Below are 23,119 nucleotides of genomic sequence, written 5' to 3'. Positions count from 1 at the left end.
GCCGCCGCCGAGCCCCGCCGCCGACACCGCCGCCCGCGGCGGGACCGGCGACGCCCGGCTGCGCGCCCCCCGTCCGGCGGCGCAGCGCCGGCCCGCGCGGCGACGCCAGCGGGCGCCGTTCGTGCTGCTCGTCGTCGGGCTGCTGTGCGGTGGTCTGATGAGCCTGCTGCTGCTCAACACCGTGCTCGCGCGCGACTCGATCACCGCCGGCGAGCTTCGCGAGGACATCGCCAACGCGCGCCGGCACAACGACTACCTGCGCCAGGAGAACGAGCGGGCGACCCAGCCCGACGCCATCGCCACGCAGGCCGAGCAGCAGGGTCTGACCCGCGACACGGGCATCAACCCGCTGCCTGTCGACGACGACGCGCCGCTGCCCGGCAAGAGCGCCGAGCCCGGCCCGCGGCGCGGTGCGGACCCGGGCCCGCGGCCCGGTGCCGAGACCGGCGCCACGACCGGCACCGGCACCGGCACCGGCACCGGTGCCGAGACCGGCGCTGAGGTGGGCGCCACGACGGGGACCGAGACCGGTGCGCGGTCCGGCGCCGAGGCCGGCGCGGACTCCGGCACGGAGTCCGGTGCGGTGGGCCGGACGCGGTGAGGGAGACAGGCGGCAAGGGCCAGGGGCCCGGCCGCGGCGCTGGCGGCGCCGGCTCTCAGGGAGGGGCCGGCGCCGTTCGTCGTCGGCCGGGCGGTCCCGGGCGGCAGGGCGGCTCGGCGCGCTCGGAGGGGACGGGACGGCCGTCGCCCGACGAGCGGCGCGAGCCGCGCAACCCGAGGAAGCAGCCCGACCCGTTCGACCTGCCCTTCGGCAGCGGGCCCGCGGCCGACGCCCGGCGTCTGCGCCCGCCACGGGACGACGCGGGCGGGCACCCCGGCGACGACGAGCCACGCGGCGGCACCCGGCGACCCCGCGCCGGTGACGAGCCGGCGGGTGCCGGACGGCGGTCGCGTACGGGTGACGAGCAGGCGGAGGGCGCCGGACGGCGGCCGCGCGGTGCGGACGACCCCGCCGGGACCGCCCGGCGGCGGTCGCGCACGGGGGACGAGCCGGCGGGCGGGCGGGGGGCGGAGGACGGCGACGGCCCCCGCCCCGGCGGGCGCGCGCGCCACGACGGGGCCGAGGGCGCCCGCAGGAGCGGTGAGACCGGCCGGGCGGGGGCGCGCCTCCCGCAGGCCGGCGACGAGCGCGCACGCGGCCGGGCGCGGCAGGACGGGCACGACCGCGGGCGCGAGCGTGCCCCGCGGGAGGACGCCGACGCCCCCCGTGCCCGCCCCGGCCAGGACGACGGGCGCGGCCGCACCCGCGCCGCACCCGCCGCCGCCTCCGGCCGCGCCCGTGACAACCGCCTGCGGTCGGAGTCCGCCTCCTCCCGCACCAGGTCCGGCGAGACGTCCGGCCGGGCTCGCGACGGTCGTGCGCGGTCGGATGAGGCGTCCAACCGGGCCCGTGATGGCCGTACGCGGTCGGATGAGGCGGCCGGCCGGGCCCGTGATGGCCGTACGCGGTCGGATGAGGCGGCCGGCCGGGCACGGGAGGGGTGGGAGCCGCGGGACGGCGCCCGCCGCGGCTGGAACGCCTGGCGCCCGTGGCCGGACGGCGACGAGCGCCGGCCGGGGCGCGGCGGCGACGGCCCCCGGCCGCCCCGCAGGCCCCCGGCGCCCCCGCGCCCGCCCAAGCCGCCCCTCGTGCTGCGCCTCGGCAACCCCCGGCGGCGCATCAACATCGGGCTGATCGGCATGACCTTCATCCTGTCGATCTTCGCCGGCCGGCTCATCCAGATGCAGGGCCTCGACTCCAAGGTCTACGAGGCGGCCGCCGCCGGCCAGCGCCTGCACAAGGAGGTCATCCCGGCCAAGCGCGGCACGATCACCGACGCCGGCGGCCACGCCCTGGCCGTGACCGTCGAGGCACGCGAGGTCGCCATCGACCCCAGCAAGGTGCCCGCCGACGTCCGGCCCAAGGTCGCGGCCGTCCTGGCCCGCCACCTCGGCAAGCCCGAGCAGGAGATGACCGCCAAGCTCGCCAGGGTCGACACCCGCTACCAGCTGCTGGCCAGGGACGTCGACCCGGTCGTGGCCGACCGCCTGCTCAAGGCGGGCGTGCCGGCGCTGACCGAGAAGAGGACCTACCGCCGCCTCTACCCGGGCGGCGACCTGGCGGGCAGCCTCATCGGGTTCGTCGGCGACGAGGGCAAGGGGCTCGGCGGCATCGAGGCCGCCCGCAACTCCCTGCTGGCCGGCCGTGACGGCGAGCTGCGCGCCGAGACCGGCCGCGACGGGCAGCGCATCCCCATGACCAGCAGCCAGCGCACCGCCCCCGTCGACGGCCGCGACGTGCGGCTGACCATCGACCGCGACATCCAGTGGGCGGCCCAGCGCACCCTCGCCGAGCAGGTCGAGAAGTCGGGCGCGAGCAGCGGCACCGTCATCGTCATGGACGTGCGCACGGCCCAGATCCTCGCCATGGCCAACGCCCCGGAGCTCGACCTGGACAACTGGCGCCGCTCGTCCCCCGACCTGTACATCAACCGCGCAGCCTCCGACGTGTTCGAGCCGGGCAGCACCAACAAGGTGATCACCGCCGCGGCGGCGCTGGAGGCGGGCGCGGTCACGCCCGGCACGGTCTTCCACGTGAAGGACAACATCCGGTGCGCCGACCGGACCCTGCGCGACGCCCACCCGCACCCGCCGCAGGCCATGACGTTCCAGGAGGCGATGGCGCAGTCCAGCAACGTCGCCACCATCATGGCCGCGCGCAAGATCGGCGACGCGAAGCTGTACGAGATGCTGAGGGCGTTCGGCTTCGGCAGCCGGCCGGGCGGCGGCGTGCCCGGCGCGGGAGCCGGGCTGCTGCCCGACCACAAGGGCTGGTCGGGCAGCCAGAGCTGCACGGTCGCCTACGGCCAGGGCGTGTCGGTGACGGCGCTGCAGATGGCCAGCGTCTACCAGACCATCGCCAACGGCGGGGTCAAGGTGGAGCCGCAGCTGGTGGCGGGCACCACCGACACGGGCGGCAGGTTCGTCCCGGCGCCTCCCGGTAAGCAGACCAGGGTGGTGAGCGAGAAGACCGCCAAGGAGATCACGACCATGCTGGAGTCCGCCGTGAGCGCGCAGGGCACCGGCGAGCTGGCCGCCATCCCCGGTTACCGGGTCGCGGGCAAGACCGGCACCGCCGACCGCTACGATCAGCAACTCGGCCGTTACGACGGCTACACGGCCTCCTTCGCGGGCTTCAGCCCCGCCGACGCGCCCCGCCTGGTGGTGCTCTCGGTGCTGCAGAACCCGAAGAACGGTCACTTCGGCGGGCAGGTCGCCGCGCCCGTGTTCAAGGATGTGATGACGTTCGCCATCAAGAGCAGGAAGATCCCGCCGACCGGTTCGGCCGCGCCTCCAGCGCGGACACGCGCGGGACAGTGACAGGGAAAGGTACGCTGCCGCCGTGCGTCCCCCGTCCATGCGTCCCACGACCACCTCGCCCCGTCCGCTGACGGGGCTCGCGACCATGCTCGACGCCGAGTCCGGCTCGCCGAGGTCGCCCCACGCCGCGCTGACCGGCGTCACCATCGACTCCCGCGAGGTCACGCGCGGCGACCTCTACGTCGCCGTGCGCGGCAGCCAGGTGCACGGCGCGAGCTTCGCCGCCGAGGCGCTGGCACGTGGAGCCGTCGCCGTGCTCACCGACCCCGCGGGCCGCGAGGCGGCGGCGGCGACCGGGCTGCCGGTGCTGGTGGTGCCCGACCCGCGCGCCCTGCTCGGGCAGGTCGCCTCCTGGGTGTACGGCCAGCCGGCGCACGACATCCAGGTGCTCGGCGTCACCGGCACCAGCGGCAAGTCGACCACCACGTTCCTGCTGGAGGCGGGGCTGCGCGCCGCCGGGCACACGGCCGGGCTGGTCGGCGGCGTCGAGATCCGCGTGGGCGAGGAGCACTTCCCGGCCAGGCTGACCACTCCGGAGGCGTCGGAGCTGCACGGCCTGTTCGGCCTCATGCGTGAGCGCGGCGTGACCGCCGCCGCCATGGAGGTCTCCAGCCACGCGCTGGCGCTCGGCCGGGTCGACGGCGTCTTCTACGACGTGGCCCTGTTCACCAACCTGTCGCAGGACCACCTCGACTTCCACAAGGATCTCGACGACTACTTCGCGACCAAGGCCCGGCTGTTCCAGCCGGAGATGAGCCGCGTGGGCGTGACCAACGTCGACGACCCGTACGGCCGCGAGCTGCTGTCGCGGGCCAAGGTGCCGATGACCACCTTCTCCGCGCTGGGCGACCCGGCGGCCGACTGGCGGGCCCTGGACACCCGGCTGGGCGCCGACGGCAGCACGTTCCGCGTGGTGGGTCCCGGCGGGGTGGAGGCCGACGCGCAGATCGCGCTGCCCGGCCCGTTCAACGTCGCCAACGCGCTCGGCGCGGTCGTCACCCTGGTCGAGGCCGGGGTGACGCTGCAGACGGCCGTCCACGGCGTCGCCTCCCTGACCGGCGTGCCCGGCCGGATGGAACGGGTGACCGGGCCCGGCGAGGACTTCCAGGCCGTCGTCGACTACTCGCACAAGCCCGGGGCCGTCGAGTCGGTGCTGTGCTCGCTGCGCGAGGTCACCGCGGGCAGCCTCACGGTCGTGCTGGGTTGCGGCGGCGACCGCGACGCCGGGAAACGCCCGCTGATGGGCGAGGCCGCGGCGCGGCTGGCCGATGTGGCGATTTTCACCAGCGACAATCCCCGCTCCGAGGACCCGCTGGCGATCCTGGCCGCGATGATGGAGGGAGCGCTCCGCGTTCCGCAGCACGACCGCGCTCATGTGATCATTGAGCCTGACCGCGCGGCCGCGATCGACCTGGCGATCGGCCGGGCCGAGCGCGGCGACGTGGTGGTCGTGGCAGGCAAGGGCCACGAGCAGGGCCAGTACATCTCAGGCGAAGTGATCCCCTTCGACGACCGTCAGGTCGTCGCCGAGGCGATCGCCGCACGCAAGGAAAGCAGGAAGCACGCATGATCCCGTTGCCCCTGGCCAGGATCGCCGAGATCACCTCGGGCGCCCTGTCAGGCAAGGCCGACCCCCGGGCGGTGGTCCGCGGTCCCGTCGTGATCGACTCGCGTGACGTCCGGCCGGGATCGCTGTTCGTCGCGTTCAAGGGCGCGCGCGTCGACGGCCACGACTACGCCGCCCAGGCGGTCCGGGCCGGAGCCGTCGCGGTGCTGGCGAGCAGGCCGGTCGAGGCGCCCGCGGTGATCGTGCCGGACCAGGCCGCCGCGCTCGCCGGCCTGGCCACGGCGCAGGCGGCGGCGCTGCCCGACGCCACCGTGATCGGCGTGACCGGATCGGCCGGCAAGACGACCACCAAGGACCTGCTGGCCCGGCTCACCGCGCGCATCGGCCCGACCATCGCGCCGGTCGGCTCCTACAACAACGAGATCGGCCACCCGCTGACGGTGCTCAAGGCCGACCTCGACACCCGCTTCATGGTCCTGGAGCTGAGCGCGCGCAACATCGGTCACATCGCGGCGCTCACCCGCATCGCGCCGCCCCGCATCGGCGTCGTGCTGAACGTCGGCACCGCCCACCTCGGCGTGTTCGGCGGCAAGGAGGCCATCGCGCAGGCCAAGGGCGAGCTTGTCGAGTCGCTGCCCCGCGACGGGGTCGCCGTGCTCAACGCCGACGACCCGCTGGTGCGGGCGATGGCCGCGCGCACCGCCGCCCGCGTCACGCTGTACGGGCGCGGCGAGGACGCGGCGATCCGCGCCGAGGGCGTGACCGTGGACGAGCGCGGCCGGGCCTCCTTCACGCTGCACACCCCCTCCGGCGCCGCCCCGGTCAAGCTGAAGCTGTACGGCACCCCGGCCGTCGAGAACTCCCTGGCCGCCGCGGCCGCCGCCTACGAGCTGGGCCTGCCCGTCGCCACCATCGCCGAGGAGCTGTCGGAGGCCACGCCGCGCAGCCGGTGGCGGATGGAGGTCACGGACCGGGCCGACGGCGTCACGGTCGTCAACGACGCCTACAACGCCAACCCCGACTCGATGCGGGCCGCGTTCGAGGCGCTGGGCGCGCTCGGCAAGGGGCGGCGGCGCTTCGCCGTGATCGCCGCCCTGCGCGAGTTGGGCGAGGACGGCGCGGCGCTCAACGAGGAGCTGGGCCGCCTGGCGGGTGGTTCCGGCCTGTCCGGTCTCGTCGTGGCCGGCCCCGACGCGGAGCCGGTCCTGGAGGGGGCCGCCGCGGCCGCGGGGGCCCCGTCCGCCGTCTCGCCGGACATTTCCGGTATGTCGCCTGGCGACGGCGAGGCGCTCCCGATCGTCCACGTGCCCGACGCGCAGGCCGCGGCGGCCCAGGTGGGCGCCTGGCTGCGGCCCGGCGACGTGGTGCTCGTCAAGGGCCCGCGCGCGATGGGTCTCGAAAGGACGGCCGAGCTGCTGCTCGGGGGTGCCCCCCAGTGACCAACATCATCATCGCCGGCGCGATCGGCCTGATCCTCTCCATGCTCGGCACGCCGGTGGCCATCCGGCTGTTCTCCAGGCGCGGCTACGGCCAGGAGATCCGCGAGGAGGGCCCGTCCGGGCACCACGGCAAGCGGGGCACCCCCACCATGGGCGGCACCGTCATCGTGCTGGCCTCCCTGCTCGCCTACGGCGGCTCCCACGCGGCCACGCTCACCCCGCCGACCGTCTCCGGGATGCTCGTGCTGTTCCTGATGACCGGGCTCGGCGCGGTCGGCTTCCTCGACGACTTCATCAAGATCTACAAGCAGCGCAGCCTGGGCCTGCGCAGCGGCGCCAAGGCTCTCGGCCAGCTCGTCGTCGGCGCGGTCTTCGCCGTGATGGTCACCCAGCAGGCCAACGTCTACGGCATCACCCCCGCGGAGCCCCGGCTGTCCTTCCTGCGCGACTTCGGGCCGTCGATCGGCATCGTCGGGTTCACCGTCTGGGTCCTGATCATGATCGTCGGCTTCTCCAACGCGGTGAACCTCACCGACGGCCTCGACGGCCTGGCCAGCGGCGCCACCGGCGTCGTGCTCGCCGCGTACGTCCTGATCGGCAACTGGCAGCTGCGCAACAACTGCATCGACCAGCTCGGCCCCAACTGCTACTGGGTACGCGACCCGCTCGACCTCGCCGTGGTGGCCGCGGCCGTGCTCGGCGCGCTGATCGGCTTCCTGTGGTGGAACGCCCCGCCCGCCCGGATCTTCATGGGCGACACCGGCTCGCTGGCGCTCGGCGGCGTGCTGGCGGGCCTGGCCATCGCCACCCGCACCCAGCTCCTGCTGATCATCCTGGCCGGCCTCTGCGTGATCATCACGATGTCGGTCATCATCCAGGTCGGCTCCTTCAAGCTGACCGGCAAACGGGTCTTCCGGATGGCGCCGCTGCAGCACCACTTCGAGCTCAAGGGCTGGGCCGAGACCACGATCGTGGTCCGCTTCTGGCTGATCGCCATGCTCTGCTCGGCCCTCGGGCTCGGCCTGTTCTACTTCGAGTGGATGCCGAGGTGACCCGGTGAGCCGCACCTGCGTCGCCGGGCTCGGCGTGTCCGGCACCGCGGTGGCGCGGGCCCTGGCCGGGCGCGGCGAGCCCGTCGTGGTGGTCGAGTCCGTCGCGGGCGACCGGCAGCGCGAGGCCGCCGCCGAGCTGGCCGGCCGGGGCGTCGAGGTGCGCTTCGGGCCGCTGGAGCTGCCCGAGGGCGTCACCCGCCTCGTCACCACCGGCTGGGCGCCGCACCATCCGCTCGTCGCCGCCGCGCTCGCCGCGGGCGTCGAGGTCGTCGGCGAGGTGGAGCTGGCCTGGCGGCTGCGGCCCGCCGGCGCCGCCCCCTGGCTGGCGCTGACCGGCACCAACGGCAAGACCACGGCCGTGCGCATGCTCACCGCCATCCTGCGGGCCGCCGGCCGCGAGGCGGTCGCCGTCGGCAACGTGGGCGTCCCGGTCATCCAGGCCGTCACGGAGCCCTACGACGTGCTCGCCGTCGAGCTGTCGAGCTTCCAGCTCCACTGGTCGAGCAGCCTCGCCCCGCACGCCGCCGCGATACTCAACGTCGCGCCCGACCACCTCGACTGGCACGGCTCCATGGACGCCTACGCCGAGGCCAAGGGCCGCATCTACGAGCGCGCCGGCACCGTCGTGCACAACGCCGACGACCCCGAGGCCACCCGCCTGGCCGCCCCGTACCCGGGAGCCGTCGGCTTCACGCTCGGCGTGCCCCGGCCCGGCCAGCTCGGCGTGGTCGAGGACCTCCTCGTCGACCGGGCGTTCGTCGCCGACCCCGTCGAGGCGGCCGAGGAGCTCGCGACCCTGGCCGACGTGCGCCCCCTCGCGCCGCACAACGTGGCCAACGCCCTGGCCGCCGCCGCGCTGGCCCGCTCCCTGGGCGTGCCCGCCGCCGCCGTACGGCAGGGCCTGCGCGACTTCACGCCCGACCCGCACCGCCTGGCCCACGTCGAGCGGATCGGCGAGGTCGACTACGTCGACGACTCCAAGGCCACCAACCCGCACGCCGCCGCGGCGGCCCTGTCGGCCTACCGGTCGATCGTGTGGATCGCGGGCGGCCAGCTCAAGGGCGCCGACGTGGACGACCTCGTGCGGCGGGCCGCCCCCCGGCTGCGCGGCGTGGTGCTGCTCGGCGCCGACCGGGCCCGGATCGCCGAGGCACTCGCGCGACACGCGCCGAATGTCCCCGTCGTGGACATCTCCGGCCAAGACACTGGGACGATGAACCGAGTCGTCTCCGAAGCCGCCCGCCTGGCCTCGCCGGGGGACACCGTGCTGCTCTCCCCGGCGGGCGCGTCGCTCGACATGTTCGCCGGCTACCCGGCCCGGGGGGAGGCCTTCGCGCGAGCCGTACGCGAACTGAAGGCGGCCCCGTGAGCGCCACCACCGAGGACCGGCCGCAGCCCGGCCCGGTCGAGGGTCCCACCGGGTGGGCCCGCGAGCAGCTGGGCGTGCTCAAGGAGCTGCTCGGCAAGCCGCTCACCACCTACTACCTGGTCATCGGGTGCAGCGGTCTGCTGCTGGCGCTCGGCCTGATGATGGTGCTGTCCGCCTCCAGCATCGAGTCGATGCAGAAGACCGGCAGCCCCTACTCCTGGTTCATCAAGCAGTCGCTGTCGGCCGCGCTCGGCGTGGTCGTCATGTGGCTCTGCTCGCGGCTGCCGCACAAGTTCTTCCGCTGGGCCGGCTACCCGCTGATGGCGCTGTCCATCATCGCGCTGGTCATGGTGCTGTTCATCGGCTCCTCCGAGCTGGGCGCCCAGCGGTGGATCTACCTGCCGGGCGGGCTGACCATCCAGCCGTCGGAGCCCGCCAAGCTCGGCCTGGCCCTGTGGGGCGCCGACCTGCTCGCCCGCCGGGCGCGACAGGGGCGCATCGAGTGGCGGCACATGCTCATCCCGCTCATGCCCGGCACGGCCATCCTGGCCGTCATGGTCATGCTCGGCCGCGACCTCGGCACCACGCTCGTGCTCTTCATGATCTTCCTGGCCCTGCTGTGGGTGGTGGGGGCGCCGATCCGGCTGTTCGGCGGCATCCTGGCGCTCGCCGTGCTGGCCGCCGTCATCATGATCCGGGTGGAGCCCTACCGGATGGCCAGGGTCAGCTCGCTGCTAGACCCGTGGGCCGACGCGCAGGGGGCCGGCTACCAGGCCGTGCAGGGCCAGATCGCGATGGGCTCCGGAGGCTGGTTCGGTCTCGGCCTCGGCAGCAGCCGGGCCAAGTGGAACTGGCTGCCGCACGGCGAGAGCGACTTCATCTTCGCCATCCTCGGCGAGGAACTCGGCCTCATGGGGACCCTGGTCGTGGTGGCCCTGTTCGGGCTGCTCGGCTACGCGGGGCTGCGTGTCGCCACCCGGGTCAACGACCCGTTCGTCCGCCTGGCCGCCGCCGCCGTGGTCGCCTGGATCGCCGGGCAGGCGATCGTCAACATGGGCGCCGTGCTCGGCGTGCTGCCGATCACCGGCATCCCGCTGCCCCTCGTGTCGTACGGCGGATCGGCGCTGCTGCCGACGCTGGCCGCGCTCGGCATGCTCCTGTCGTTCGCCAAGAGGGAACCGGGTGCGCGCGAAGCTCTGGCCGCACGCGGCCCCGGACCGGTCGTACGGGCCCTAAGCTGGCTTGGCCTGGGGGGAACGACCAGAGGCAGAGCGAGACGTTAGGGAGTGGACATGAGGGTGGTCCTCGCCGGGGGAGGGACGGCCGGCCACATCGAGCCGGCACTCGCCCTTGCCGACGCGTTGCGCCGTCTCGACCCGAGCATCGGCATCACCTGCGTCGGCACCGAGCGCGGCCTGGAGACCAGCCTCGTGCCGGCCCGGGGCTACGGCCTGGAGCTGGTCCCCGCGGTGCCGCTGCCCCGCGCTCTCACCACGCAGCTGCTCACCATGCCCGGCCGGCTGGCCGTGGCGGTCAACGCCGTGGCCGGCGTGCTCGACCGGGTCGAAGCCGACGTCCTCGTCGGCTTCGGCGGCTACGTGGCGACCCCGGCCTACCTCGCGGCCAAGCGCCGCGGCCTGCCGATCGTCGTCCACGAGGCCAACCCGCGGCCCGGCCTCGCCAACCGGCTCGGCGCCAAGCTCACCGACCACGTCTTCGCCGGTTCCCCCGACGCGGCCTTCAAGGGCGACTACATCGGCACCCCGCTGCGCCGCGAGATCGTGGCGCTCGACCGGCTGTCCACCGGCGACAAGGCCCGCTCCTGGTTCGGGCTGGAGAACGACCGGCCGACCCTGCTCGTCTTCGGCGGCTCCCGCGGCGCCCGGTCGATCAACCAGGCCGCCCTGGCCGCCGCGCCGGCCCTGCGCGCGGCCGGCGTGCAGGTGCTGCACGTGCTGGGGCCGGGCAACACCGCCGAGCGGGAGCCGCCGCCCGGCGACCCCCAGTACGTCCTGCTGCCGTACGTCGACCGGATGGACCTCGCCTACGCCGCGGCCGACCTGGCGCTGTGCCGCAGCGGCGCGCTCACCTGCGCCGAGATGACCGCCGTGGGCCTGCCCGGCGCGTACGTGCCGCTGCCGCACGGCAACGGCGAGCAGCGGATCAACGCCGAGCGCATCGTCGCGGGCGGCGGCGGCCTGGTGGTCGACGACGCCGAGCTGTCACCCGATTGGATCATCCGTAACGTGCTGCCCATCCTGCGCGACCCCGAGCGGGTCGCCGTCATGTCCGAGGCCGCCTCCCGGCTGGGGCGCAAGGACGCCGATATCATTCTCGCGAGGAAAGTCTTGGAGATAGCCCGATGAGTCTGGTCAAGCTGGTCGACCCCGTCTCCGCCGAGGATCTCGGGCGGGTGCACTTCATCGGCATCGGCGGCGCCGGCATGTCGGGCATCGCGCGCATCCTGCTCAAGCGGGGCGTTCCCGTCTCCGGCAGCGACGCCCGCGGCAGCGACCTGCTCAACGAGCTGCGCCGGCTGGGCGCCACCGTGCACATCGGCCACGCCGCCTCCCACGTCAAGAACGTCGACACCGTGGTCGTCTCCACCGCGATCCGCGACTCCAACCCCGAGCTGGGCGAGGCGCTCAAGCAGGGGCTGCGGGTCATCCCGCGGGCCGCCGCCCTCGCCTCCGTGATGGCCGGCCGCACCGCCGTCGCCATCGCCGGCACCCACGGCAAGACCACCACCACCTCCATGCTCACCGTGGCGCTGCAGAAGTGCGGCGCCGACCCGTCCTACTGCGTGGGCGGCCAGCTGGTCACCACCGGGCTCGGCGCCGACGAGGGCTCGGGCCAGGTGTTCGTGGCCGAGGCCGACGAGAGCGACGGGTCGTTCCTCATGCTCGCGCCCGACATCGCCGTGGTGACCAACGTCGAGGCCGACCACCTCGACAACTACGGCGACCCGCGGGCCGTCCACGACAGCTTCGCCCGCTTCGCCGACCGCGTCGGCTCGGTGCTCATCGCCTGCGCCGACGACCCGGGCGCCGTCGAGCTGGCCGAGGTGGCGCGCTCGCGCGGCATCCGGGTGCGCACCTACGGCGCCGCCGGCGAGATCCGGGTCACCGACGTGCGGCCCGACGGGTTCGGCACCACGTTCACCGTCGAGGGCCGCGGCGACGTCAGGCTGGCCGTTCCCGGGGCCCACAACGCCCTCAACGCCACCGCGGTCATCGCCGTGGCCGACGAGCTGGGGCTGCCCTTCGAGGAGATCAGGGACGGCCTGGCGGCCTTCACGGGGGCCAAGCGTCGCTTCGAGGCCAAGGGCGAGGCGGGCGGGGTCGCCGTCTTCGACAGCTACGCCCACCACCCGACCGAGCTGGCAGCCGACCTGCGGGCCGCGCGCGACGTGGTGGCCTCCTTCTCCGGCACCGGCCGGGTCGTCGCGATCTTCCAGCCTCACCTCTACTCGCGCACCAGGTTCTTCGCCGACGAGTTCGGCGCGGCGCTCGGGCTCGCCGACGAGGTCGTCGTGCTCGACGTCTACGGCGCCCGGGAGGACCCCGAGCCGGGGGTGTCGGGGGCGATGGTCGCCGAGCGGGTGCCGCTGCCGGCCGAGCGGGTGGCGTACGCGCCCGACCGCGCCGCGGTCCCGGCGCTGGCGGCCACGCGGGCGCGGCCCGGCGACATCGTGCTCACCATGGGCGCGGGCGACGTCACCGAGCTCGGCTCCCAGATCCTCGCCGAGCTGTCCGCCCGCTGACGACCCGTCCCGGGCCCCGCGCCGTCGGCGCCCGCCCTGGAAGGTGCACGCCCGGCCCGGCTCGCCCGCGTCGCGGGCGCCGGGCGCGTCCCGGGCGGCGGGGGCGCGCGCGGCGTAGGGTCAGTGCCACGATCATGTCGCGGCGCCCGGCGCGCCGTGACGGAGTGACCCGGGGGAGTGATGAAGGCGCGCACGGCACTGCTGGTGCTGCTCACCGCCGGCGTGGTCGGCACGGCCGCCTGGCTGGTGTTCTTCTCGCCCGTGCTCGGCGTCCGCTCGATCACGATCGTGGGAAATATCACAGTTCCCACCGATCGCATCAGGCAACAGGCGGCGGTGCCCGAGCTGCACCCGCTCGCCACGGTGGACCTGGGCGCGGTCGAGTCGCGGGTGCTGGGCATCCGGCGGCTCGCCACGGCCAGGGCCGAACGGGTGTGGCCGGGGACGCTCAGGATCCAGGTGGTCGAGCGCGAGCCCGTCGCCGCCGTCCAGGTGGGCGGGAAGGCGGCGGTCGTCGACAAGCAGGGCGTGGTCATCGAGGTCGGCGACACCGTGCCGCCGCTGCTGCCCGTGCTCGTCGTGGACCGCCCCGCCGCGGGCGACCCGGCGACCATGGCCGCGCTCCAGGTGATCCAGCACCTGCCCGACGAGCTCACCGGCCGGGTCAGGCAGGTCAGGGCCACCACGGCCGAGGGAGTGTCGCTCACGCTCTCCGACGGCCGCAGCGTCGTCTGGGGCGGCACCGACCGGGGCGAGGAGAAGGGCCGCATCCTCACGCGGCTGCTGCGGCGCAAGGCGGAGGTCTACGACGTCAGCTCGCCGGACGTGGTGACCCTGCGCTGAGCCCTGCCCCGCCGCCGGCCGGCGGGGCGTCCAGACCGGGCGCCACAGGTCGCGCGCGCCTGTGCGTGGCGGGGGCCGCGGCGTGAGAGCCTGTACGAGGGCGTACGGCGGAGGAGTGCCCCGACCAGGCGTGACCACAGAGCGAAACGGACAGCCCGCGACACGCCGGACGTGCTTGCGGCGCGGTTAGTTGACCCGCCCGGAGCGTAACTCCTACTGTCCGTATCAATCCTCAGGTTGACATAAATCTGAATCTCAACTTGAGGTTGAGAGTTACCCGAAGTGAGAAACGCGGAGAGATCCGCACCGAAATGGCAAGTACACGAGCGGAAAGGCCCCTCGTCGTGGCAGCACCGCAGAACTACCTCGCGGTCATCAAGGTCGTCGGCATCGGCGGCGGCGGAGTCAACGCCGTCAACCGGATGATCGAGGAGGGACTCAAGGGCGTCGAGTTCATCGCGATAAACACCGACGCCCAGGCGCTGCTGATGAGTGACGCCGACGTCAAACTCGACGTGGGCCGTGAGCTCACACGCGGACTGGGCGCGGGCGCCAACCCCGATGTGGGGCGCAAGGCGGCCGAAGACCATCGCGAGGAGATCGAGGAGGTCCTCAAGGGGGCCGACATGGTCTTCGTCACGGCCGGCGAGGGCGGCGGCACCGGCACCGGCGGCGCGCCCGTCGTGGCCAACATCGCGCGCTCCCTGGGCGCCCTGACCATAGGCGTGGTCACCCGGCCCTTCAGCTTCGAGGGCCGCCGCCGGGCCATGCAGGCCGAGGCCGGCATCGAGACCCTGCGCGACGAGGTCGACACCCTCATCGTGATCCCCAACGACCGGCTGCTGTCGATCTCCGACCGGCAGGTGAGCGTGCTCGACGCGTTCAAGGCGGCCGACCAGGTGCTGCTGTCCGGTGTGCAGGGCATCACCGACCTCATCACCACGCCGGGCCTGATCAACCTCGACTTCGCCGACGTGAAGTCCGTCATGTCCGGCGCCGGTTCGGCGCTCATGGGCATCGGGCATGCCCGGGGCGACGACCGCTCCGTCGCGGCGGCCGAGATGGCGGTCTCCAGCCCGCTGCTGGAGGCCAGCATCGACGGCGCCCACGGCGTGCTGCTGTCGATCGCGGGCGGCTCCGACCTCGGCCTGTTCGAGATCAACGAGGCGGCCCAGCTCGTCTCCATGGCGGCGGCGCCCGACGCCAACATCATCTTCGGCACGGTCATCGACGACGCGCTCGGCGACGAGGTGCGGGTCACCGTCATCGCCGCGGGCTTCGACGACCTGCCGCCGGTGGAGAAGCAGATGCCACGCCCGCAGAGCCGGCCCGCCGCCTCGCCGGTGTCCTCTCCCGCGCGCCCCGGCGTGGCCCCGCCGACGGTGAAGGCCGAGCCGGTGCCGCGCGCCGAGCACCGGCCGGAGCCACGGGCCGACTTCAGGCCCGAGCCGCGGCCGGAGCCCCGGCCCGAGTTCCGGTCCGAGTCCCGCCCGGAGCCGCTGCCCGAGCCCCGGCCCGAGCCGCAGGTGGAGTCCCGCGCCGAGTTCCGGCCCGAGCCGGTGCGCCCGGTCGAGAGCATCCCGGAGCCCGCTCCGGCCCCCGAGCCGGTCGCCGAGGAGCCGCCGAGCCCCGTCTCGATCCCCCGGCCGACGCCCGAGCCCACCAACCCGCCCACCCCCATCACGTCCCGCATGGCCGAGCCCGCCAAGCGCCGCCCGGTGGTCTTCGAGGAGCAGGAGGAGGAGCTCGACGTCCCCGACTTCCTCAAGTGAGCGCCTCGCCCTCGCCGCTCCGTCCGGATACGACGGGGCGGCGTCGCCGTGTGCGGGGGCGGGCGCGGACCGGCGGCGGGGTGAGACCGCCCACACCGCAGGACGGCCCGAGGACGGTCGTTCACGGGCCCGGAGGACGGGCTCTGCGGGCCGGCCGGCGGAGATCTCCCGGCCGGTCCCCAGGCGCTCGGGGGGCGGGAGAGCGGCAGAATGGGCAGCGCGGACGAGAGGGGAGAGGCGCGATGAGGCGGGATGAGATCGCGGCCGGGCTGGCCGAGGTCGAGGAGCGGATCGCGGCGGCGTGCCGGGCGGCGGGACGCGACCGCGGCGAGGTCACACTGATCGCCGTCACCAAGACCCGCCCCGCCGAGGACGTGCGGATCCTGTCCGCGCTGGGCGTGCGCGACGTCGGCGAGAACCGCGACCAGGAGGCCGCCGCCAAGGCGGCCGAACTCGCCGGGCTCCCGCTCACCTGGCACTTCGTCGGCCAGTTGCAGACCAACAAGGCGCGCTCCGTGGCGGGCTACGCCGACGTCGTCCACTCGGTGGACCGGCTCAGGCTGGCGGCCGCCCTGAGCAAGGAGGCCGGGCGGCTCGGCCGCGAGATCGGCTGCCTGGTGCAGGTCGCGCTGGACGACGACCCCGGCCGCGGCGGGGCGGCTCCGGCCGACGTGCCGGCGCTCGCCGACGAGATCGCCGCGCTCGGCAACGTCCGGCTGGGCGGCGTCATGGCCGTCGCGCCGCTGGGGGAGGACCCCGGCAAGGCGTTCGCGCGGCTGCACGAGGTGGCCCTGGCCGTACGTGAGCGCCACCCCGGCGCGACGATGATCTCGGCCGGGATGAGCGACGATCTGGCCGAGGCGATCGCGCACGGCGCGACACACGTACGGGTCGGTACGGCGTTGCTCGGCCGCCGCAAGCCCTTCGTCAGGTAATGTCCCCTCAAGTGGGCCTTCAGGCCCGCGCCAACGGTAGAGGTCGATCAGCGGTGAGCTTCAAGGGGGGTGCGGCTGCCGCCTCGGGCCCTCGCGACAGGCCCGAGCGAGTTGCGACCATGAGCGGGAGGACGACGTAGCGATGGCCGGCGCGATGCGCAAGATGGCGGTCTACCTCGGTCTCGTGGAGGACGACCGCTACGAGAGGTACGAGACCTACCCTGACGACTACCCCTACGAGGACGAGCCGGCGCGCACCGGCGAGGAGCGTCCCGTGGCCGTCCAGGAGCGCGAGGAGGAGACCGACCCCGGCGTGCCCGCGCCCAGGCCCGCCACGACGGTCCTGGAGCGCCGCACGACCGATCTGGCCCGCATCACCACGTTGCACCCCCGCACGTACAACGAGGCCCGCACGATCGGCGAGCACTTCCGCGACGGCACCCCGGTGATCATGAACCTGACCGAGATGGTTGACAGCGACGCCAAGCGGCTTGTGGATTTCGCGGCAGGTCTGGTCTTTGGCCTACACGGCAGCATCGAACGTGTTACCAACAAGGTGTTCCTGTTGTCCCCAGCCAATGTCGAGGTGACCGCCGAGGACAAGGCACGAATCGCGGAACGCGGGTTCTTCAACCAGAGTTAGAGTCTCTGTATGTCTATCGAACCCAACCAGGTCTCACCGAGGCCCGGAGGGCACACCGGAAGTGGAGGCGCGGCCAGACCGTGGGGATCGTAAGTCAGATCTTGGTCGTAGTCCTGTCGCTCTATCTGGTGCTGCTCATCGGCAGGATGATCTTCGAGACGGTGCAGGCGTTCGCCCGCCAGTGGCGTCCCTCCGGGGCGGTGCTGGTGCTGGCGGAGGCCACATACACCGCCACCGACCCACCTCTCAAGTTCCTCCGCCGTTTCATTCCTCCGCTCCGGTTGGGTACGGTGGCCTTTGACCTAAGCTTCACCGTCCTCTTCATCGTCGTCCTCCTCCTCATCCAGATCGTTGGATGGCTGGGCCGGTGACGGGGGCCGCGGGGCACCGGTCAAGAGCCAACTCGTGTCCGCGCTGAAGTGATTCGGGTCCACAGTCCCTCCGGACAGACTCCACGCGCGCCAAGGAGACCAAAAAGATGCCGCTGACGCCCGCTGACGTGCGGAACAAGCAGTTCAGTACCACCCGGTTGCGCCCGGGCTACGACGAGGAAGAGGTCGACGCGTTCCTCGACGAGGTCGAGGCCGAGCTTGACCGCCTGATCCAGGAGAACGAGGAGCTGCGGGCCAAGCTGGCCGAGTGCCTGCGCGGGAAGGTGCCGGGCGGCATGAACATGCCCATGGCCCCCGCCCCGGTGCAGGAGCAGCCCAAGCCCGAGATGATGATGCCGCCGCAGCCGGAGCCGATGAAGGCGCCCGAGCCGCAGCCGCAGCCCGTCCCCGTGGCGATGAACATGCCGCCCGCCGAGGACAACATGGACACCGCGGCCCGCGTGCTCGCCCTGGCCCAGCAGACGGCCGACCAGGCGATCGCGGACGCCCGCCGGGAGGCCGACGAGACCGTCACCCGCGCCCGCCGCGAGGCCGACGAGATCCTGACCAAGGCCCGCCGCCAGGCCGAGCAGGTCATCGGCGACGCCCGCGCCCGCGCCGAGACGCTCGAGCGCGACGCGCAGGAGCGCCACCGCCAGGCCATGGGCTCCCTCGTGCAGACGCGCGACGAGCTCGAGCGCAAGGTCGAGGAGCTGCGCAGCTTCGAGCGCGAATACCGCAGCCGGCTCAAGCTCTACCTGGAGAACCAGCTCGCCGAGCTCAACGTCTCCGCCGAGGGCAGCGGTGCCTTCCCGGTGATGTCCGGTGGCCCCGTCTCCGCTCCGGCCATGTCGCACGCCGTTCCCCAGGGCGGTCAGCAGCCTCTCCCCGGCGGCCCCGGCCCCTTCGGCGGCGAGGCTCCGCAGGGCGCTTTCCCCGGCGGTGACGGTCCTCACAACGACCGCCGGTAAAGTAGCGGGTCAACAAGGACCCGTCACTCGAAAGAGCCCTCTGTGATCCTAATCAGTGCTGGTCTGGTGCTCGCGGCGGTCATTCTGCTGATCGCGGGCTTCGTACTGGCCAAGGTTTACCTGATCATGTGGTCCATCGTGGCCAGCGTGCTGTCCGCGCTGTTCCTGGTGATCGGGGCCTTCTTGCGGCGTCACGAGTTGTTCCCCGGTGGTGGGCAGGCGGCAGGGCCGGCCACCCCACCGGCCGGGCTCGTGCCCCCCGGTGTTCCGCACGCCCAGACCGGTCCGCACGCCCCGACCGGTCCGCAGGGCCGGCCGCTCGGACCGACCGCTCCGGCGGGAGCGCCGCCGTCCCAGCGTCCGCGCCCTCTGCAGCCGACGGCGGCCATGTCCCCGGCGGCGCCCGCGACGGCCTCCCGCCGTCCGGCGGCGAAGGGGATCTCCCCGGACGCGATCGTCCTGGTGATCCCCGGTCGCAAGCGCTACCACGTCCCGGGGTGCCGCCAGCTGATCGGCCGGGATCACGAGGAGCTCACGTACGAGGAGGCACGCGAGGAGGGCTTCACGCCCTGCACGGCGTGCCTGCCCGATGCCGCGCTCGGCGGACGGCAACTGCCCCCCGTCGCCGACCCCGAGCCCGCCGCGACCTCGGCCGGCGCCGAGTCGCCGAAGCCGGCGACCACCCGTCCCGGAGCCGCTCCCGAGCCGGCCCGTTCCGGCGCTGAGGCCCCCGAGGATCCGGTCGCCTCCGGCACCGGGCGTTCCGGCGACCCGGACACCGAACCCGCCGCCTCGGGCTCCGCCGCGAGCCCGGCCGAGTCCGCCGAGCTCACCCGCGACCTGCGTCCCCCGGCCTCCACCGGCGCGGGCAAGCCGGTCGGCCGGCCGAAGCCCGGCTCCCCGGCCTCCGCCGCGGAGGCCACTCCCGCAGCCTCCGAGGACGACGGATCCCAAGGCTGGTTCGCCCGCCCGGCGTCCCTCGACGGGCCTTCCGGCGGCCCGGCCAAGCGCACCCCGTCCGGCTCCGCCGCGTCCTCCGGCGCCCCGTCCGGCGACGACGAGACGGACCCCAAGATCTCCATTCCGCCCGCCTTCGCGGAGACCGGCACGTCCGGGAAGCGCCCGGCGGGCACCGGCGAGCGTCCCGCCGCCTCTGCCGCCGAGGACGGCGACACGGACGAGACGGTCCTGAACATCACGCCTCCCGCCACGACCGCCGCCAGACCCACCGGAAAGCGCCCTGAGGGCGCCGCCCCCGGCTCGTCCGGAAAGCGTCCCGAGGGCGCCGCCCCCGGCTCGTCCGGGAAGCGTCCCGAGGGTGCCGCCCCCGGCTCGTCCGCGAGGCGTCCCGAAGGTGCTGCCGCTGGTTCGTCCGGGAAGCGTCCCGAGGGTGCTGCCGCCGGCTCGTCCGGCGCCACGGCGGGCGGGCGGCCCGGTGAGGCGTCCGGAGGGCGTCCCGAGGCGGAGGACGGAAAGGCGGCGCGGCGGCCGAGTGCCGCAGGCCGGGCCGAAGCGCCCGATGACGACGACTCCGGCCCCGCGACCCGGCCCCAGCGTGCCGTGTCCGCTTCCGGCGAGCCGATCGAGGCCCCGGCCGCCCCGGCCCGGCCCACCGGGACCAAGCCGGCCGGTCCGGGCGAGGGCAAGCCGGGATCGACGTCCGCGCCACGCCCGTCCGGCGCACGGCCCGCGGAGGGCAGGGCGGAACCAGCGTCCGCGACGCGCCCGTCGGGCGCCCGGCCTGCCTCCCAGCAGACGGGCTCGAAGGGTGAGCGCCCGGCGGCCGGGCCGGTGACGCCGGAGCGGCCCGCGTCGGCGGCCGAGTCGCCGGCCAAGCCCCGCGGCCCGCTGCCCGGCGCCGCCACCGGCGGCACGTCGCAGGCGGCGGGTTCCGGCAAGGGCGCGCCCGGGAAGTCGAGGGCTGAGGCCGCCGGTGGGGACGCGGCGGGGAAGTCGAGGGCTGCGGCCGCCGGCAAGGGCGTGCCCGCGAAGCCGGAGGCCGAGGCTCCCGGTGAGGACGCGACAGGGAAGTCGAAGGCCGAGACTGTCGGTGAGGACGCAGCGGGGAAGTCGAAGGCGGAGGCCGCCGACAAGGGCGTGCCCGCGAAGTCGAAGGCCGAGGCCGCCGGTGAGGATGTGGCCGGGAAGCCGAAGGCTGAGGCCGCTGACGAGGACGCGTCCGGGGAGACCGGCAAGGAGCAGGCGGCCCGTGGGGGGCGCAGCCGTCCCGTCAAGGTGATCGTGGGCACGCGGCGCTACCACGACACCGACTGCCCGCTCATCGAGGGCGCCGGTGACGGCGGCGTGGAGACCATGACGCTCGCCCAGGCCGAGGACACGGGCCTGACGGGCTGCTCGGTCTGCCGCCACGACCGCGAGAGCGTGGCCTGACAGCCGCGAGAGGCCCGATCGGCAGGTGGAGCGAGCGGCCCGGTGGCGTCGATCCCGGGCCGCCGACCACGGGACCGGGCCGCTCACCGGGCCGCTCACCGGGCCGCTCACCGGGCGGCTCGCCTCGCGCGGGGCCAGAGCGCATCGCGCGATCACGGCGCTTCATCCGGCCGTCGAGCCGCGAGGCCGCCGATCGCCGCCGACATCGGCGGGTGGCCGGGAACACGATCAGCCGCGCACCCAGGAAGGTGCGCTCCCGCGGGACGGTAGCGAGCTGTGACGGTCGCACGGCCTGAGTCGTACGATGTACCGTACTGCGTATGTCGGAATGCATCGAGATCCGCGGCGCCCGCGTCAACAACCTCCGCAACGTCGATCTGAGCATCCCCAAGAACCGCCTGGTCGTCTTCACCGGCGTCTCCGGCTCGGGCAAGTCGTCGCTCGTCTTCGACACCGTGGCCGTGGAGTCGCAGCGTCAGCTCAACGAGACCTTCAGCTGGTTCGTCCGCAACCGCCTTCCGGCCTACGAGAAGCCGGAGGTGGACGACCTGGCCAACCTCGGCGCCGCCGTCGTCGTCGACCAGAAGCCCGTCGGGGGCAACGCCCGCTCGACCGTCGGGACCATGACCGACATCTTCCCGGTCCTGCGCGTGCTGTTCTCCCGGTACGGCACGCCGAGCGCGGGATACTCGTACGCCTACTCCTTCAACGACCCGGCCGGGATGTGCCCGGCATGCGACGGCCTGGGCAGGGCCGTCCGGCTGGACCTCGACGCGTTCCTCGACGAGGACAGGTCGCTGGAGGAGGGCGCGATCAGGTTCCCGATGTTCGGGGTGGGCACCTGGCAGTGGCAGATCTACGCCCGCTCCGGCACGTTCGACCCCGCCAAGCCGGTCAGGGACTACACCCCCGCGGAACGCGAGCTGCTCCTGCACGGCAAGGGCTTCAAGGTCGACGTCCACGGCAAGAACGGCACCCTCAACAAGGTCGACTACGAAGGCGTGGTGAACCGCTTCACCCGCCTCTATCTCAGGCGTGACCTGTCCGGGCTCGCCGCGAGGACCCGCGAGGCGGTGCGGGCGTGCGTCGTCGAGGCCACCTGCGCGGCCTGCGGGGGCGCCCGGCTGAACGAGGCGGCCCTGCGCACGACGATCGGCCCGCACACCATCGCCGACTACGCGCGGATGGAGGTCACCGACCTCATCGGCGTCCTCGACGGCCAGGACAACCCGGTCGCCGCCACCGCGGCCGCGTCGCTGCGCCGGGTGGAGCGGATGGGGCTCGGCTACCTGGCCCTGGAGCGCGAGACCTCCACGCTGTCGGGCGGGGAGGCGCAGCGGCTGAAGATGGTCCGCCACCTCGGCTCGGCGCTGACCGGCATGACCTACGTCTTCGACGAACCCAGCGCCGGCCTGCATCCCCGCGACGTGGGACGGCTGAACGGCCTGCTGCGAGCCCTGTGCGACAAGGGCAACACCGTGCTGGTCGTGGAGCACGACCCCGATGTGATCGCGGTGGCGGACCAGGTGATCGACATGGGGCCCGGGCCGGGCGTTCACGGCGGCCGGGTCGTCTACCAGGGTCCCGTGGCCGGGCTCAGGCGGGCGGCCACCGTCACGGGGCGCCACCTGGCCCGCCGGACCCCGGTCAAGGACGGCTTCCGCCGGCCGACGGGGGCGCTGCGCGTCGCGGGCGCGCGCCTGCACAACCTCGACGACGTCACCGTGGATCTGCCCACAGGCGTGCTCACCTGCGTCACGGGCGTGGCCGGGTCGGGCAAGTCGACCCTCGTCGGAGAGGTGTTCGCCCAGGAGCACCCCGAGGCGGTGGTGGTCGACCAGGGGGCGATCGGCGTCTCGGCCCGGTCCAGCCCGGCGTCGTTCCTGGGCGTTCTCGACCCTGTTCGCACGCTGTTCGCCAAGGCCGGCGGCGTCGATCCCGGCCTGTTCAGCTACAACTCGGCCGGGGCCTGCCCGCTGTGCGAGGGACGCGGGGAGATCCACACCGACCTGGCGTTCATGGACCCGGTCACCCGGGTGTGCGAGGCGTGCGGGGGCAGCAGGTACAACCCGCAGGCGCTGCGGCACACGCTGCGCGGCAGGACCATCGTGGACGTCCTGGCGCTCACGGCGGAGCAGGCCGTGGAGTTCTTCCCGGAGAAGGCGGTCAACGCCCGGCTGCGCACCCTGGTGGAGGTGGGGCTCGGCTACCTGACGCTCGGCCGGCCCACGAGCTCGCTGTCGGGCGGGGAGCGCCAGCGGCTCAAGCTGGCGGGAGAGCTGCACCGGACGGGCAGCGTGTACGTCCTGGACGAGCCCACGACCGGCCTGCACGCGGCCGACGTCGACACCCTCATGGACCTGCTCGACCGCCTCGTGGACCGGGGCAACACGGTCATCGTCGTCGAGCACGACCTGGAGGTGGTCAAGCGGGCCGACTGGGTGATCGACATGGGGCCCGGCGGCGGCAGGCACGGCGGCCGGGTCGTCTTCGAGGGGACGCCGGCCCGGCTGCTCACCGCTCAGGGCTCCGTCACGGCCGAGCACCTGCGGCACGCCGTACCGGCCGGCCGAACGTGACAGC

The 23,119-nt window shown here is 74.1% G+C and carries 17 protein-coding genes; all 17 read left to right on the top strand.

What is annotated here, in order from left to right; translation table 11 throughout:
- On the top strand, positions 1–601 hold a 601-nt coding region (gene ftsL, locus CXR44_RS01555), incomplete at its 5' end, for a cell division protein FtsL (RefSeq protein ID WP_219601630.1).
- A 1,088-nt stretch (positions 602–1,689) separates the two neighbouring features.
- Complete coding sequence (locus CXR44_RS42290; RefSeq protein ID WP_483870009.1) at positions 1,690–3,420, top strand: peptidoglycan D,D-transpeptidase FtsI family protein; 1,731 nt, start codon at positions 1,690–1,692, stop codon at positions 3,418–3,420.
- Between the two features lie 37 nt (positions 3,421–3,457).
- Entirely contained in the window at positions 3,458–4,990 is a 1,533-nt protein-coding gene (locus tag CXR44_RS01545) for a UDP-N-acetylmuramoyl-L-alanyl-D-glutamate--2,6-diaminopimelate ligase (RefSeq protein ID WP_101783007.1), read from the top strand.
- Positions 4,987–6,426, top strand: a complete 1,440-nt coding sequence (locus CXR44_RS01540) for a UDP-N-acetylmuramoyl-tripeptide--D-alanyl-D-alanine ligase (protein ID WP_101783006.1) — start codon at positions 4,987–4,989, stop codon at positions 6,424–6,426. The genes CXR44_RS01545 and CXR44_RS01540 overlap by 4 nt, the downstream gene beginning before the upstream one ends.
- Positions 6,423–7,478, top strand: coding sequence for a phospho-N-acetylmuramoyl-pentapeptide-transferase (mraY, locus tag CXR44_RS01535; RefSeq protein ID WP_101783005.1), 1,056 nt, complete (start codon positions 6,423–6,425; stop codon positions 7,476–7,478). The genes CXR44_RS01540 and mraY overlap by 4 nt, the downstream gene beginning before the upstream one ends.
- A gap of 4 nt (positions 7,479–7,482) precedes the next feature.
- Positions 7,483–8,847, top strand: coding sequence for a UDP-N-acetylmuramoyl-L-alanine--D-glutamate ligase (gene murD, locus CXR44_RS01530; RefSeq protein ID WP_101783004.1), 1,365 nt, complete (start codon positions 7,483–7,485; stop codon positions 8,845–8,847).
- Positions 8,844–10,130, top strand: coding sequence for a putative lipid II flippase FtsW (gene ftsW / locus CXR44_RS01525; RefSeq protein ID WP_101783003.1), 1,287 nt, complete (start codon positions 8,844–8,846; stop codon positions 10,128–10,130). Before murD ends, ftsW begins: the two co-directional genes overlap by 4 nt.
- A gap of 9 nt (positions 10,131–10,139) precedes the next feature.
- Positions 10,140–11,213, top strand: coding sequence for an undecaprenyldiphospho-muramoylpentapeptide beta-N-acetylglucosaminyltransferase (gene murG, locus CXR44_RS01520; RefSeq protein ID WP_101783002.1), 1,074 nt, complete (start codon positions 10,140–10,142; stop codon positions 11,211–11,213).
- Positions 11,210–12,610 (top strand): UDP-N-acetylmuramate--L-alanine ligase, encoded by a 1,401-nt coding sequence (murC, locus tag CXR44_RS01515; protein WP_101783001.1) that lies wholly within the window; start codon positions 11,210–11,212, stop codon positions 12,608–12,610. Before murG ends, murC begins: the two co-directional genes overlap by 4 nt.
- 180 nt (positions 12,611–12,790) lie before the next feature.
- Positions 12,791–13,453 carry a cell division protein FtsQ/DivIB gene (locus CXR44_RS01510; protein WP_101783000.1) on the top strand — a complete coding sequence of 221 codons (663 nt, stop codon included), beginning with the start codon at positions 12,791–12,793 and terminating at the stop codon, positions 13,451–13,453.
- Between the two features lie 344 nt (positions 13,454–13,797).
- Complete coding sequence (gene ftsZ / locus CXR44_RS01505; protein ID WP_101782999.1) at positions 13,798–15,225, top strand: cell division protein FtsZ; 1,428 nt, start codon at positions 13,798–13,800, stop codon at positions 15,223–15,225.
- Positions 15,226–15,467: 242 nt separating this feature from the next.
- The gene (locus CXR44_RS01500) at positions 15,468–16,160 is read left to right on the top strand and encodes a YggS family pyridoxal phosphate-dependent enzyme (RefSeq protein ID WP_101782998.1); all 693 of its coding nucleotides are present in this window, start codon (positions 15,468–15,470) and stop codon (positions 16,158–16,160) included.
- Between the two features lie 142 nt (positions 16,161–16,302).
- Entirely contained in the window at positions 16,303–16,803 is a 501-nt protein-coding gene (locus CXR44_RS01495) for a cell division protein SepF (protein ID WP_101782997.1), read from the top strand.
- Positions 16,804–16,883: 80 nt separating this feature from the next.
- Positions 16,884–17,174 (top strand): YggT family protein, encoded by a 291-nt coding sequence (locus CXR44_RS01490; RefSeq protein WP_101782996.1) that lies wholly within the window; start codon positions 16,884–16,886, stop codon positions 17,172–17,174.
- A gap of 107 nt (positions 17,175–17,281) precedes the next feature.
- A complete protein-coding gene (locus tag CXR44_RS01485; RefSeq protein ID WP_101782995.1) occupies positions 17,282–18,145 on the top strand; it encodes a DivIVA domain-containing protein in 864 nt (287 codons plus the stop codon).
- Between the two features lie 42 nt (positions 18,146–18,187).
- Positions 18,188–20,536: a hypothetical protein gene (locus tag CXR44_RS01480; protein ID WP_144069827.1), complete on the top strand. Its 2,349-nt coding sequence runs from the start codon at positions 18,188–18,190 to the stop codon at positions 20,534–20,536.
- A 320-nt stretch (positions 20,537–20,856) separates the two neighbouring features.
- Complete coding sequence (locus CXR44_RS01475; RefSeq protein ID WP_101782993.1) at positions 20,857–23,115, top strand: ATP-binding cassette domain-containing protein; 2,259 nt, start codon at positions 20,857–20,859, stop codon at positions 23,113–23,115.
- The last annotated feature ends 4 nt before the right edge of the window (positions 23,116–23,119 follow it).

This window comes from Nonomuraea indica, assembly GCF_002850745.1.
Lineage (GTDB): Bacteria > Actinomycetota > Actinomycetes > Streptosporangiales > Streptosporangiaceae > Nonomuraea > Nonomuraea indica.
Note: the sequence above shows the minus strand (reverse complement) of the source record. Positions and strands in the feature narration are given on the sequence as shown.